Source organism: Acinetobacter sp. WCHAc060025 (assembly GCF_004209355.1).
GTDB lineage: Bacteria > Pseudomonadota > Gammaproteobacteria > Pseudomonadales > Moraxellaceae > Acinetobacter > Acinetobacter wuhouensis.
In genome coordinates, this window is the sequence record NZ_SGSX01000004.1 from 131045 (window position 1) to 144907 (window position 13863).

The window sequence follows — 13863 nt, forward strand, 5'->3', positions numbered from 1 at the left end:
TGGCTTTTTTTATGCCATATTGATCCACACATAGTGGATGAGAAGAATGACTGGAACACTAATAAATATTGATATTTTAAGTTTTAAGCTAAGCAACATCAGGCAAGTGAAAAATATATTCTGAACGCTAAGTAGTGATTTTTCTGCCATAGGAATGATGATTGACAAAATAAAGCCCACGACAACAGCATTAATTAAACTCACCATATTTTGAATATAGATATTTTCAAGTAATTTAGACCAATAGGGTAAAGCTAAAAAAATAAAGAAAAATGAGGGAATAAAAATAGCGATCGTTGCAATGCCGATATTGAGTATTGTTGAATCTGTGAATGGTAAAAATGCACCTAGATAGCTTGCAAAAGTGAATAATGGTCCAGGCATAAACTGTGCAAGCATATAACCCAATTCAAAATTTTTATGGTTAATTAATCCTGTATTCACAAAGTCTTGCTGTAACATTGGTAGTACCACATGTCCCCCACCAAAGACCAATGAACCCGTTTTATAAAAATCAAAGCTTGATTGTAAAAGTATAGAACTTGTGAATAATTGCCCGAGCCATAAGGCAAAAAATAGTATGAGAAAAATGATTAACCAGATATAGCTGTTTGAGTAAGAAAATTCAAATAGTGAAGCATTCTGTTTTTGCTCAATTTGGGGATGAACTTTCTGATGGTTTTTTTGATGGTGTGTGATGAATAATGAAAAGATACCCGTTGTAAAAATGAGTGCAAACTGAATCCATGTATTAGTAATCAGTATTAAAATAACAGTACTCAAACACATTAATGTAAATTGAAATTTAGTTTTGCAGTAACTTTTAAACATTTGCCAAAAAGCAAAAATAATGATGGCTAAAAGTATCGATTGGAGTGTGGAAAACAATGCAGAATCGAAAATGTGTGGTTGTTGCTGTACGATCAAAGCACAGCAAGCCATTAATAAGACAGAGGGAAGCGTAAAACCCAGCCATGCAACAATTGCACCACTATAGCTTTGTTTTAAGAAACCAATCGCCATCCCCATTTGGCTACTGCTGGGGCCTGGTAGTAATTGAGTCAGGGCAAGTAGCTGTGCATATTGTTGTTCACTCAACCAGTTTTTTTGCTCAACAAAAGTATGCTTAAAAAATACCAAATGTGCAGCAGGACCACCAAAGCTAGTACAGCCTAATTTTAAAAAAATCCAAAATATTTCAAATAATCTAGGCATACACAAATCATTATTTTTTGACCATAACGTCTCTTAATTTATGTGAAAAAGATGACAGTTTAAATAAATACAACAGCAAATTTTCATAAATTATGTTTACATAAAGAGAGCTTTGATTGTTATTTCAATACGAGAATATATGTTATTGTTAAATAAAACTTTAATTTCTGTTTTTTGTGCTTTGTCTTTAACGGCATGCAGTGTTACACCTGTTAAAAATGAACAGGCAAAAGTACCGCAATCGCAAGCTGTTTTAGAAGCAACTTCAAAGTTAGATAAAAGTTTTTATCAATTTAAACAAATATCAAAGAAAAAACCTGTCATTGCCCTAGTTTTGGGCAGTGGCGGTGCACGTGGTTATGCTCATATTGGCGTAATTGAAGTATTGGAACAACATGGTGTTAAACCAGACTTTATTGTTGGAACCAGTGCGGGGAGTATTGTCGGTTCAATTTATGCAAGTGGTAAATCTGCGGAGCAGTTACGTCAAATTGCATTAGATATGAAAGTAGGCGATGTACGTGATTTTAAAATTGGGATGAAGGGATTTTTTGATGGTCAAAAAGTTGAAGATTATGTCAACAAACAGATCAATCAAACCCCTTTAGAGAAAATGAAAATCCCAATGTATGTGGTTGCAACAGAGCTTAAAAATGGTGAAAAAACTATTTTTAACTATGGCAATACAGGGCAAGCTGTACGTGCTTCAGTTTCAATTCCAAGTATGTTTATCCCAACTAAAATTCAAGGAAAGGAATATGTGGATGGTGGTTTGGTGAGTCCAGTTCCTGTGGATATTGCTAAACAACTGGGTGCAGATATTGTGATTGCGGTAGATATATTGGCGCAACCAGTTAATACAGAAACAACCAATGTCTGGGGCTTGTTTAACCAAAATATCAATATCATGCAGAATCGTTTAGCTGCTGAAGAACTTAAAAATGCGGATATTGTGATTCAACCTGATTTACGTGAAAAAGCACATATTTTTGATGTCAAAGGACGTCTAGATACCATGCAAGCAGGTATTGATGCCGCAAATCAGCGGATGCATGATTTAGATGTTGTAATTGCGACTAAGTTAAAAACTGAACAAAATCAGGAGCATTTGCAAGTTCAAAATTAACGTTCTTACTTTTAATTTTCTTAGGTTGAGCGTAATTATTGATTAGATTTTTTTTGAAGTATAAATTTTAATTATGTGGATAAATTCTGTTTTTTCAAATTTTTAAATTTACCAATGAGTTTAAATTTATTATAATTTTACCCTATTAAGTGCGATAAAATGATTAAAGAAGTTGATCATTACAATCGCATAATGAGATAAAAGATGAATAAATTTATTGTTGGTGACAAAGTTAAAATTGCAATTCAGCCTGAAGTGGTTTTTGAAATTTCTAAAGTAAATCATGATCATTCCTATGAAATCCAATATCATTTGTCTGATCAACAAGTGCTTCTATATGACAATATTGCAGCTGAAATGCTTCAAAAAGTAGAGAATAGTCAATAAAACACTAGAATATATTTCAAATAAATGATCATGTTTACAATCATAAATTGAGATAATGAGCAATTGCCGAATTAAGCATGTTTTTTAATTCAAAAGATATATAATAATAGGCATATATCTCCTGCCTAAAATAGAGTCTAGCATACGATGTCTCCATTAGATCAAATGATCCCAGCTACAGATGACCAAACAGAATTAACCATGTCCGTACTCATGACACCAGATATGGCAAACTTTTCAGGTAATGTACATGGTGGAACCATCCTCAAGCTTCTTGACCAAGTCGCTTATGCATGTGCGAGTCGCTATTCTGGTAGTTATGTCGTCACACTTTCAGTAGATAAAGTGAATTTTAAAGAGCCAATTCATGTCGGTGAAATGGTGAGTTTCCTTGCAAGTGTCAACCATGTTGGTCGTACTTCTATGGAAATTGGGATTCGTGTAGAAGCGCAAAATATTCGTAAACGTACAGTGCGTCATACCAATAGTTGTTATTTCACGATGGTTGCTGTTGATGAAAATGGTAAACCACAACAAGTACCGCCTTTGAATCTGGATAATGATTGGAAACGTTGTCGTTATGAAGCGGCAGAACACCGTAAAGTGGCACGTTTACAAGAAAATCATCATCCATCATGCAGTATTTATAAAAAGACATCGCATAGTTAATTCATTCTCGTAGTTGAAAATAAAAGACCTCCGATGTCAATAATGCTGATCAGTTAAGAAAAATTATTGGATAGATTCCTAAAATCTCCCCTAACCCCTCTTTGAAAAAGAGGGGAACTTCCTGTAACTAAAATGATTTTTTGTAATCTTGCGTAGCTAGGCTACTCATCCCTCCTTTGAAAAAGGAGGGATGGGGTGGATCCAAAAAACCTTAATTGAGTGGCATTATCCATTGTGGAGTGGAGATCTTTTATTTTTTAGATGGATTTATTGAACTTTATTGAGCACGTGTCCATCGACAGTCATCGTCCATGTTCCTTCAGCAGTCTGCTGAGGAGCTTGTTCAACTTTAAACTCAGTTGCAAGTGGTCCAATTCCTGCACTAAAGTTGTTGCCTTTAAATTCAGTAATCGGTGCGGATACAGATGAGCTTGAATTGGGTTGTTTATTACTATATTCCACGCGACCTTCTGGCGTGATGATTAAATTCACGCGACCATCTTCACTTTGCCAAGTCCCTGAATAACTATGTTTATCTGTTGGTAAGGGTTTGCCACATGCCACCAAAAGTATGCTGAGTAAGCTGAGACCTATGAGTTTTTTAAGCATCTTGATTCCTTAGATTTTTAATAGATGTTTTATTTATAAAAAGAAGTTCAAAGAACGTGTTCAGTAGAGCATTTATTATATAAGTCTTCAATGTGAATATTTGTACATTGTGTATAAATCCAGAAATGCTGTCTTCGCGTCTCAATGATCGTTTTTAAGTATTATGATCAATAAAACAAATATTTATAAAAAGGCTAGAGATTTTTTAGAATAAAACGAAACGTATCGTATCGTTTGGTGCATGGATGATTGAAATAGAAAAAACTTCACGACGACAGCAGTGTATTCTCAATGCTGTTGTAGAAGCGCTTGAACAACATGAATATAGTAGCTTGACCATAGAAGATATTGCGACACGAGCAGGTGTTGGAAAATCAACGATTTATCGTTGGTGGAAACATAAGTCTGATCTGGTATTTGATACTTTTAAAGCACAGACAGCCGCTGTATTTGAAATGGATTTTTCACAAAGTCTTGAGCATAATTTAGAACAGCAATTACTGAAGTTATCCAAAGCTTTAAATCATCAAGTGGGGCGTGCTTTATTGGTGGTGATGGCTGAACATCGTGAAGCAGCAGGTGAGTTTTTTAAACAATATTTATTACCGCGCCGTGAACAGACTCGAAAACTGATTGAATTAGCAGTACAACGACAAGAAATTAAAGCAGATTATCCTTATGAATTGATGCTCGATACTTTATATGCACCCATTCATTATCAAATTATTTTCTTTAATCAAGTTCCAAATGCTGAATATATTCATCAGCTTGTCACCTTAATCTTAGCGCCTGCGCGTTGCGTAGATGAGGTGGTATAGATGTCAAATACAACTACACCCCATTTAAATCAAAACCCAGATCGTTTATGGAATCGTTCATTTATTCTTTGTGTTTTAAATAATTTGTTTTTATTTACCTATTATTTTGCATTTTTAACGATTCTGCCGATTTATATCATGAAGTCTTTAGGCGGTTCGGTTAAAGAAGCGGGTTTGGCATTAACCTTATTCTTGATTTCATCCATTGCGATTCGTCCATTTTCAGGCTTAATTATTGAAAAAATAGGACATAAGCTCTCATTTCGTGGTTCTGAATTTTTATTTATGTTGTTTGCATTTACTTATTTATTTGCCGACAGCTTATGGATTTTGTTATTGGTACGCTTCATTCATGGTATTTGGTTTAGTGTACTAACCACAGTTGCCGTGCCTGTTGCCAATGAATTTATTCCTGAACAGCGTAAAGGTGAGGGCATGGGCTACTATGTGATGTCAACCAATTTGGCGGTAGTATTTGGTCCATTTATTGCCTTATCTGTTTTACAATATTCAGATTTTAAAATACTTTTTCAAGTTCTTACTGCGATTATTTGTATTGGATTTATCTTCTGCCTATTGATTCCAATACAAAGTAAAAATGTATCTCAAAATATTGAGCATGAACAAAAAAACAAATTTTCAATTCATGATGTCATTGAATTTAAAGTACTTCCCATTGGATTTGTTGCTTTGCTCACTGCTTTTAGTTATTCCAGTATTATGAGTTTTATCACCGCTTATGCAGAGTCGAAGCATCTTTTGCCTTATGTCAGTCTATTTTTCATCATCTTTGCTGTTTCAATGATTATTGTCAGACCATGGGTTGGAAAATTATTTGACCGTAAGGGTGCGAGTTCAGTGATTTATCCATCCTTTATTTGCTTTGCTATTGGTTTAGTGATTGTAAGTTTTATGTCCAATCCATGGATTCTATGGCTGTCTGCGATTTTTATCGGGATTGGCTATGGTTCATTATTTCCATGCTTTCAAACTGTTGCGATTCAATCCGTACCTAAAGCGCGGATGGGGCATGCCATCGCAAGCTTTTTTACATTATTCGACTTTGGTATGGCGATCGGTTCTGTTCTTATGGGCTTATTGATTGCTGAGTTGGGCTATTCTTTTACTTATTTATTTTGCGCTGTAATCATCGTGGTCACTTTATTCATTTATAAAGCCAAAGTTGCACCACAGTTAACTTCAGTACAGTGAGGACTGCATTATGGAATTACGTCATTTAAGATATTTTGTTGCTGTTGCTGAAGAGTTAAATTTTACTAAAGCGGCACATCGAATGTGTACGGTACAACCATCGCTCAGTCAGCAAATTAAAGATTTGGAACATGAAGTTGGTGTGCAACTTTTGATTCGTACCAACCGTAAAGTTGAGTTGACCGAAGAGGGGAAAGCATTTTTAAAAGAGGCATTGTTGAGTTTAGAACATGCTGAAAAAGCCATTTATGATGCACGTCAAATCGCCAATATCAATAAAGATCAGTTAAAAATTGGCTTTGTTCCTGTCGCAGAAATGAAAGTATTTCCATACATCATGCCGAATATTCGGGCGCATTTTCCTGAGATTAAAATTGATTTTCATAGTTTGACGGATTCAGCGCAGTTTAGTGCTTTGCGTAAGGGTGAAATTGATATTGCATTTACTCGTTATCCTGATGAGTCAGGTGATTTTGAGAATGTGCAAATTTTCCAAGAACCTTTGGCTTTAATTATCCCGAAAACATCTTCTTTTGCAGATCAGCGTACAGTGAGTATTAAAGAATTTAATCATCAAGATTTTGTGATCAGTGATGAAGATGCTTCACCTCAATTGCATAAAATTATTCAAGATTTCTTTAAACAGTCGAAGTTAAATGTCAATGTGGTACAGAAATCGACCAATATTTTGTTAAATGTCAATTTGGTGGGTATGGGTGTAGGTTGGAGTCTGGTTCCCGCTTATGTGATTCCTTTACTGGGCGATAAGATCGTGGTGAAAAATACCATTGAGCCTTTACCGATGATTGGATTGTATGCGAGCTATCGTAAAGATCAGAAAAATGAAGCAATTGCTTTGATTTTAAAAATTTTAAAAGAACAGTTTTATATGGAAATGTTTTGAGTCAATCAAAATGCTAGATGATAAAAAAAGTCGGAATAACTTAAATTATTCCGACCCTATTTCCGTACTCAAATTTTAAGAACTGTTTTATGGTCTTAAAATAAGAATAGCTTTTGTGCATTTTCACCCAGAATCTGTTGCTGTTCTTTCAGGTCAGGAACGATTGTCTTAAATGCTTTTATAGCAGTTTCATAAGATACTTTAGATTCATGCTGCGTATGTGGCCAATCACTGCCCCAAATTAACTTATGCATAAAGCCTTTTTCTTTGAGTAATTGAAAGGCTTGGGTTGCAATTGAGATACTTTTAGAGAAATCACCAAGACGATAAAACCCAGAAACTTTAATCCAGTGTTGATCAGGTTCTAACATGCTTAGAAGTTTTTGATAATCAGGATCTGCAATACCTTTGACTGGGTCAATACGTCCAAAATGGTCAATCACCACATTGAGTTTATACGGACTCAGCACAGGTAAAATCTGTACCAGATATGCAGGCGGTGCATGTAACTCAATTTGCCAATTCATAAAAGATAAATGATTAAGCAAGCTCTGCCATGCAGAGGTAGAAAAATCTGGTAGTTCTTTACCAAATAGGTTTAAACGAATCCCTACGATACCTTGCTGATTGAGTTTGACCAATTCATCAATGCAAAGGTCTGGCTCGACCATTGCAATGCCTTTGAGACGTTCAGGATATTGCGCAATAGCATTCAGCATTGCACGGTTATCTGTACCTAAAAAACTGGGTTGAACTAAAACGCCATGTGTTAAATGATGTTGATCCAGATGCGCAATATATTCGCCTACAGAAGCATCATAATCTGGTGTATAGCGTGCAGTGGCGATACAAGGATCATTTTTTGAAAATACATGGGCATGCGTATCAACAGCAAACATTTTTATCTCACATTACAAATTTAAGTATCAGTACTGCAATCAAAGCTGCGATTAAACCAATAGGAACAGCTCTAAATAACAGTTGATTAAAGAGTTGGTTTTTATCAACATCCGCGGGTGCTGATCCTAAAATTAGGCTTCCGCCAGACGAAAACGGGGAGATGGCGGAAGCTTGCGCACCAACAACGATGCAAAGGAAAAGGACCAAAGGGTTTAAGCCCGAAGCAAGTGCAATCGCAGGTACAATCGGGAAAAGCGTCGGTGTAACCACACCTAAAGTGCTTGAGAAAACAGACATGATGGCACTGATCAAGCAAATCAGAATCGGGATCAACCAAATCGGCACGTTATTGGCTAACCAATCAGACAGTTGCGTAATGACGCCGAGCTTTACACCCAATGCAATGAGCATGCCGACACCACAGATCATGATTAAAGTGTTCCAAGGAACCAATGCCATGACTTTTTTCTCATCGGCAAGTTTCATGAAAAGGCTGATCAGGGCAAAGATGATGGCAATAAAACCGATATCAATTTTTGAGTTTAAGAAGGCAATGGTCTGTTGATCTGGCATCAATAAATTTAAAATCGGGAAGATCAAAACAATCGCCATCATGCCAATAATTAGGGCGATAGACTTTTTCTGTTTTTCGTCAAATGCTTCAGGTGGTGTATCTTCAATATGAATCGAATTACTATTTCGATTCCATAAAGTGTAGATGCCCAATACAACAATCGGAATAACCAGTGTCACTACAAAAATACCTGTGGCATAGCTGAAACTGGTTGCGCTATCAATGCCGACATTTTCCATCAAACTACGGAAAATAATGCCACTTTGCGAGGTCATAAAGTTTGCACCTGCAAGCGCACCGTAATTGACCGCCATACCGCCAATAATCATGCTCATATTGGTTTTACGGCATAACAATAGGGTGATCGGTGCCATAAAGGCTAAGACGGTATAGAAACCTGCACCTAAAGCCGCGATGATGGTTGAGGCAAAAAACACTGCCAAAGGCAATAACTGTGGGAATTTCCGACATTTATACAGGAGATGACTGGCAAGCTTTTCTAGTGCACCATTGGCAAGGGCAAAGTTATAAAACAAGGTCACAGAAAAAATAATAAAGAAAATTTTTACTGGCCAAAGTTCGATGATTTCAGATGGTTTGAGTCCCATACCAAAACAACCAATCAAATAGGCAAAAATGATCGTAAAAAATCCGATATTGATTTTCGTCACGTAACCTAAGCCAATGGATATGGCTAAAGCAGCAAGAATAAGCATCGTCATTTGTCATCTCTCCTTGACAGTATATGACTCATAAACATACAAACATATATATGTTTAGATGTTTGTATTAAAGTATGTTGTGTTATGATTGTCAAATCCTCATTTTGTAATAGTTATGCAAATGCTTGATGAAAATGCATTTAAAAATTTTAAATTGCCTCGTTACGAGCAAGTACGTTGGCAAATTCAAAAGCTTTTAGTTCAGTCTAAATGGATGATTGATGAACCTATTCCATCTGAACAAGAATTAGCCAACATGTATAGCGTGTCTGTCGGAACAGTACGTAAAGCCGTTGAAGGATTAGTTGAAGATGGTTTGTTGGTGAAATCGCAAGGGCGAGGAACATTTTTAAGACAGCCTAACTTTGCAACATCTCTGATGCGTTTTTTTCGGATGCGTAATCAATTCGGTGAAGATGTACAGCCAATCGGTGAAATTAAAAAACTGGAAATTATTGAGGCAGTTCCCGCAATCAATCAAAAATTACAACTGAGTGAAAACGATCCATTGATTTATATCGAACGTGTGCGTTTGAATGAAAATGTGGTGGTTTTAAGTGAGAAAATTTGGCTGTCAGCGCAGTTGTTTTCAGCGCTCAAAGAGGTTGCATTAAAAGATTTCGCGAATCTGCTTTATCCATTTTATTATGAAAAATGTGGGCAATTTGTTTCTTCAGCGGTGGAACAACTTTCTTTTAAAAAGAATCTTCAAGATCCGTACTTAGCCAATCAATTGTCAGAAGCTTTAGTACAAGTGTGCCGTATTGCTAAAGACATTCAAGGGCATCCGATTGAATATCGTGAATCTTTGGGCTTTGCTGAAAATTTTAATTATGAGATTACGATTCACTAAATTTGTGTTTTCTTAGTTGACTCATCATCAGGATACATCACGGTATGCTGATGATATTTTCATCATTTTGTTTCATTATTCCTGTACATAAAAACATCTGATTTGCGCTATTCTTATTCCATAAAAACAGCATCAATCGGGTCAGAATAATGAAACTTTATACCAATGCGCACTCCCGCGGAAATACACTGCTACCTTTACTTAAAGAATTAGACATTGAAAATCAGGTCGAAATCATTCAGGTGGAATATAAAGATCTGCGCCAGCCTGAATATTTGGCTTTAAATCCGATGGGTAAAGTCCCTTTTTTGGTGGATGGTGATTCAGTCATTTCAGAAACACCTGCAATTTTTGCCTATTTAGCAGATAAGTTTATTGAGAAAGGTTTTGCACCTGCATTGAATGATCCGAAACGTGGTGAATATTTGAAATGGTTATTCTTCTGTCATGGACCGATGACTGAGATGATGGATTTTAAAAGTTTAAATGTTTCACCTGAATTGGCTGCTGAAAAAAAGGGCAGTCTAAGTTTTGGTTCAGAACAATTGGTTTATGATTTTATAAAGGCAGGACTGAGTAAAGCAAATCCATATCTGTTGGGAGATAAAATTTCTGCAGCGGATCTGTTTCTGGCGTATTGGCTGGTTTTTGCGATTTCTTTTAAAATTGTGCCGTATCTGGATGAATTTAAACCCTTCTTAAAGCTGATTCAGCAACGTGATTCAGTGAAGGATGTACAGTGGTTTCAGGCGGTTTAGACCTTCAATGGAAAGGTTGGAACAGACAACGGCGGCTGTTGATAGCCGCCGGTTTAAAGCCTGAAAATAGAGTTGATCAATGTTGTTGATCTTTAAGTTTGTTATAGGTTTCTTCTGATAGTGCTTCGACAGACCAGTGTGGTGTTGCATCGCTTTTCATCAGACTGAATTGATAAAATTTATGTGGATATTCACTGGAATAGTTTTCACTATCTGAAAGATAGTCTGACTGGACAATAAATTTCGTGTTTTCCAGCCATGTTGCAGCAGAAAAGCCGACATTATTTTCTGCTTGAAATTGAGGGATGGTTTTTGTGGCTTCAAAAATGAGATTAGTGTCATTTTTTTCATCAATTTGATAAATATTCAGTTCATTGTCCGTATAGCCTGCTTCCAGATCACTGTTAATACTGAGCATATATTTATAGTCAGGACTGAATGTAGGTATGCCTGACAGATGAGTTTCTGTTCCCGTTTTTAAATTCAGCAAGGTATAACCTGCTCCTTCATAATATTGTGTATGTAAGAGCAAGGAATCAATAGCAGGATATTCATTGATAACTGTATAGGAACATACTTCACAGTATTCTGGATGGTCTTCTTTACCTCTGCTTGGCATATATTTTTTAATTGTCCCATTAAAAAGTTTAATGCTGATGCCATCGCCAATTTTTTGGATTAAATCAGGATATTTAGCGCGAATCTGTTCTTGTGCATAGGTATAACATTGTAATGAGTTTTCTGGACACAAAGGACCAGCTTCCTCACTGCGGGTAAAGCGGGTACTGTCCAGTGTATTTTTTGAAGGCTGTAAGGCAATGATCTGATCGGAGGATGTTGATGTATTATTTTGTTCAGATGTCGGTTTTGAGCACGCAGTGAGTGCTGTAATACATGCAAGTAAAATAATTTTTTTCATAAGAATAAATGATTTAATTTGAATGTGGGTATTATGCGTAAATTTATTCTTCAATACAGCTTTTTTATTGACAGAAATATGTTTGAATGAAAAATATTGGTATAAAATTTATGTGAAAAATAAAAAACAGATATAGGTACATGAATTATTGGTATTTAAAATCACCATGTTTTAAACACGGTGATTTTAAAAAATTGAGCAGTATTTACAGCTTACTTCGCATGCAATTTACTGAACAGTTGCTGGCTGACAGTATTCATGGTTTGTGGGATGGCAAGTGCAGCCACGAAACGGTCAGGACGTAAAATCACCATTGCTTGATCAGTTTTACCAAACCATGAGCGGATTTCTGTACCTGTATCACCAATCGTGATTACACCATCATGGATTTTACGTTTTTCATTGCCCAGCTGCACAGCAGGAAGCACCTGAATAAACTTCACACCCAAAGATTGCCATACTTTCATATTGGTATCATTGATGCCCCATTTCGGATCTACACCCCAAGCGATTACAGCAAAGTCATTCCCAATCACTTCATCGAGTAAAATTGTTTGACCATTTTCAAGTTGAACTTGTGGTTGGATGAACATTTTACCGACTGGAGAATCTTTACGATGATCTTGAATCAAAGCACCATCATTGTATTTCGGCATCGGTTTAAAACGCATTTCCAGTAAATACTGTTTGATTGGTTTGATGTAATTCAATGCATAAGCAATTCCATCACGGACAAAACCTTGCCATTTTTTCGGTGGTGCAAGTACATGACCTGCCATGACAGAAAGATCAATCATGGCTTTGGCATGGTCTTTACGTTCAACCTGGTAAGAATCCAGCAGATCAGGTGTTGCTTTACCCTGAACGACTAAAGCCACTTTCCATGCTAGGTTAAAGGCATCACGCATACCGCTGTTATAGCCCTGACCTTGCCATACTGGCATGATGTGCGCAGCATCACCTGCAAGTAAAATACGATCTACACGGAACTTATCTGCAATACGTGCATTGTGGGTATAGACACGCTGACGGATCACTTCGATACCATCTGTGGTTGGTAAAACTTTAGATAGAAGTTTGGCAATATTTTCAGGTTTGCTCAGTTCTTCCTGGGTTTCGCCAGGCATCACCATAAATTCAAAACGACGGATACCATGAGGTAAGGCAGCTGACACATAAGGACGAACAGGGTCACAGCACAAGTAAATGTGCGGAGTTGCTAATGGGTCATTTTCAATGTCAATCACGATCCACTGGTTCGGTGCTGTTTTACCATCGAAACCAATATTTAAAGTACGACGGACAATTGAGTTCCCTCCATCACAGGCAATTAAGTACTGTGCATGGATGACTTCTTGATTGCCATCTTTATTTTTAATATTCAGCGTGACGCCATTGGCGTCCTGAGTGAACTCGTCTAAATGACGTGAGAATAAAACCTGCGTATTTTCATACTGTTTTAAACCCTGTAATAACACATTATCCACTTGCGGTTGAATAAAGGCATTACGACGTGAAAAACCAAATTCACGGGTTAATGGCTGAATATCGGCAAAGCAACGACCTTTCGGGGTTAGAAAACGCATTGCATGATTTGGCGTGGTATGTGGCAGGACTTTGTCCACCAGACCCAGTGACTGAATGGTACGCAGAGATTCATCATCAATCCCAATCGCACGCGGGTAATCAATTAAACTGTCCAGTTGCTCGACCACAGTCACGTATACGCCTTGTTTGCTTAAGTAATTGGCAATTGTCAGACCTACAGGACCCGCACCTAAAATAGCCACTTGCGTGGTGTAATCAATCTTTGAACTCACAGCGATTATTCCATTCAAATCACAACATATTCATATTAATGACTGAAATGAGGGGCTAAGCCTAGCTATGCCATAGTGGATAACTCGTTGTGAATTTGAGTGCTTAAAAAATGGAGTATTGAATAATGTTTTGTTTTTATTTGGTTTATTTTGAAATTAAGCATATTCATTTTTAATTCAATGATTCTTTTAAACTATCAATGAAAAGGAATTTATCTTATCGTTCTTCATTGAAAATTATACTTATATTTAAAACATTTCACTGTGATTGCTTTTGTATCTAAATGGCTTTGGAAGATAGACAGCTTGGATAAAAATTGAAAAGTTGATTTTAGATAGTATATGCAAAATAAAAAGACTAAATCGCAGCATGATTT

14 protein-coding genes are annotated in these 13863 nt (G+C 36.5%); 8 read left to right on the forward strand and 6 right to left on the reverse strand.

The window, feature by feature from the left end:
- Positions 1-9 precede the first annotated feature (9 nt).
- Positions 10-1215 carry a chromate efflux transporter gene (gene chrA / locus EXE09_RS04635; protein ID WP_130116492.1) on the reverse strand — a complete coding sequence of 402 codons (1206 nt, stop codon included), beginning with the start codon at positions 1213-1215 and terminating at the stop codon, positions 10-12.
- A gap of 139 nt (positions 1216-1354) precedes the next feature.
- On the opposite strand from chrA, the gene EXE09_RS04640 reads away from it, so the two are divergent.
- The 3 genes from EXE09_RS04640 to EXE09_RS04650 all read left to right on the forward strand — a co-directional run bounded on the left by EXE09_RS04640 (position 1355) and on the right by EXE09_RS04650 (position 3397).
- Positions 1355-2341 carry a patatin-like phospholipase family protein gene (locus tag EXE09_RS04640; RefSeq protein ID WP_130116493.1) on the forward strand — a complete coding sequence of 329 codons (987 nt, stop codon included), beginning with the start codon at positions 1355-1357 and terminating at the stop codon, positions 2339-2341.
- A 204-nt stretch (positions 2342-2545) separates the two neighbouring features.
- Positions 2546-2728 (forward strand): hypothetical protein, encoded by a 183-nt coding sequence (locus EXE09_RS04645; protein ID WP_130116494.1) that lies wholly within the window; start codon positions 2546-2548, stop codon positions 2726-2728.
- 147 nt (positions 2729-2875) lie between these two features.
- On the forward strand, positions 2876-3397 hold the full coding sequence (locus EXE09_RS04650; protein ID WP_068975777.1) for an acyl-CoA thioesterase: 522 nt from the start codon (positions 2876-2878) through the stop codon (positions 3395-3397).
- A 267-nt stretch (positions 3398-3664) separates the two neighbouring features.
- Here the strand turns inward: EXE09_RS04650 and EXE09_RS04655 are convergent, their stop codons facing one another.
- Positions 3665-4006, reverse strand: a complete 342-nt coding sequence (locus tag EXE09_RS04655; protein ID WP_130116495.1) for a hypothetical protein — start codon at positions 4004-4006, stop codon at positions 3665-3667.
- Positions 4007-4251: 245 nt separating this feature from the next.
- Here EXE09_RS04655 and EXE09_RS04660 point away from each other — a divergent pair, with 245 nt between their 5' ends.
- From EXE09_RS04660 to EXE09_RS04670, 3 genes are read left to right on the forward strand one after another with little or no spacing between them, the layout of a single operon-like run.
- Positions 4252-4824 (forward strand): TetR/AcrR family transcriptional regulator, encoded by a 573-nt coding sequence (locus EXE09_RS04660; protein WP_130116496.1) that lies wholly within the window; start codon positions 4252-4254, stop codon positions 4822-4824.
- Positions 4825-6036 (forward strand): MFS transporter, encoded by a 1212-nt coding sequence (locus EXE09_RS04665; protein WP_130116497.1) that lies wholly within the window; start codon positions 4825-4827, stop codon positions 6034-6036.
- A 10-nt stretch (positions 6037-6046) separates the two neighbouring features.
- Positions 6047-6940 (forward strand): LysR substrate-binding domain-containing protein, encoded by an 894-nt coding sequence (locus EXE09_RS04670; protein ID WP_130116498.1) that lies wholly within the window; start codon positions 6047-6049, stop codon positions 6938-6940.
- 95 nt (positions 6941-7035) lie between these two features.
- Here the strand turns inward: EXE09_RS04670 and EXE09_RS04675 are convergent, their stop codons facing one another.
- Both EXE09_RS04675 and EXE09_RS04680 read right to left on the reverse strand, forming a co-directional pair.
- The gene (locus EXE09_RS04675; RefSeq protein ID WP_130116499.1) at positions 7036-7839 is read right to left on the reverse strand and encodes an amidohydrolase family protein; all 804 of its coding nucleotides are present in this window, start codon (positions 7837-7839) and stop codon (positions 7036-7038) included.
- A 7-nt stretch (positions 7840-7846) separates the two neighbouring features.
- Positions 7847-9136, reverse strand: coding sequence for an SLC13 family permease (locus tag EXE09_RS04680; RefSeq protein ID WP_068975771.1), 1290 nt, complete (start codon positions 9134-9136; stop codon positions 7847-7849).
- Positions 9137-9257: 121 nt separating this feature from the next.
- On the opposite strand from EXE09_RS04680, the gene EXE09_RS04685 reads away from it, so the two are divergent.
- Entirely contained in the window at positions 9258-9989 is a 732-nt protein-coding gene (locus EXE09_RS04685; RefSeq protein ID WP_130116564.1) for a GntR family transcriptional regulator, read from the forward strand.
- A 149-nt stretch (positions 9990-10138) separates the two neighbouring features.
- Positions 10139-10747 carry a glutathione S-transferase family protein gene (locus EXE09_RS04690; protein ID WP_130116500.1) on the forward strand — a complete coding sequence of 203 codons (609 nt, stop codon included), beginning with the start codon at positions 10139-10141 and terminating at the stop codon, positions 10745-10747.
- A 76-nt stretch (positions 10748-10823) separates the two neighbouring features.
- Here the strand turns inward: EXE09_RS04690 and EXE09_RS04695 are convergent, their stop codons facing one another.
- Both EXE09_RS04695 and EXE09_RS04700 read right to left on the reverse strand, forming a co-directional pair.
- A complete protein-coding gene (locus tag EXE09_RS04695) occupies positions 10824-11666 on the reverse strand; it encodes a hypothetical protein (RefSeq protein ID WP_130116501.1) in 843 nt (280 codons plus the stop codon).
- A 212-nt stretch (positions 11667-11878) separates the two neighbouring features.
- A complete protein-coding gene (locus EXE09_RS04700; RefSeq protein WP_130116502.1) occupies positions 11879-13486 on the reverse strand; it encodes a bifunctional 3-(3-hydroxy-phenyl)propionate/3-hydroxycinnamic acid hydroxylase in 1608 nt (535 codons plus the stop codon).
- Positions 13487-13863 lie beyond the last annotated feature (377 nt).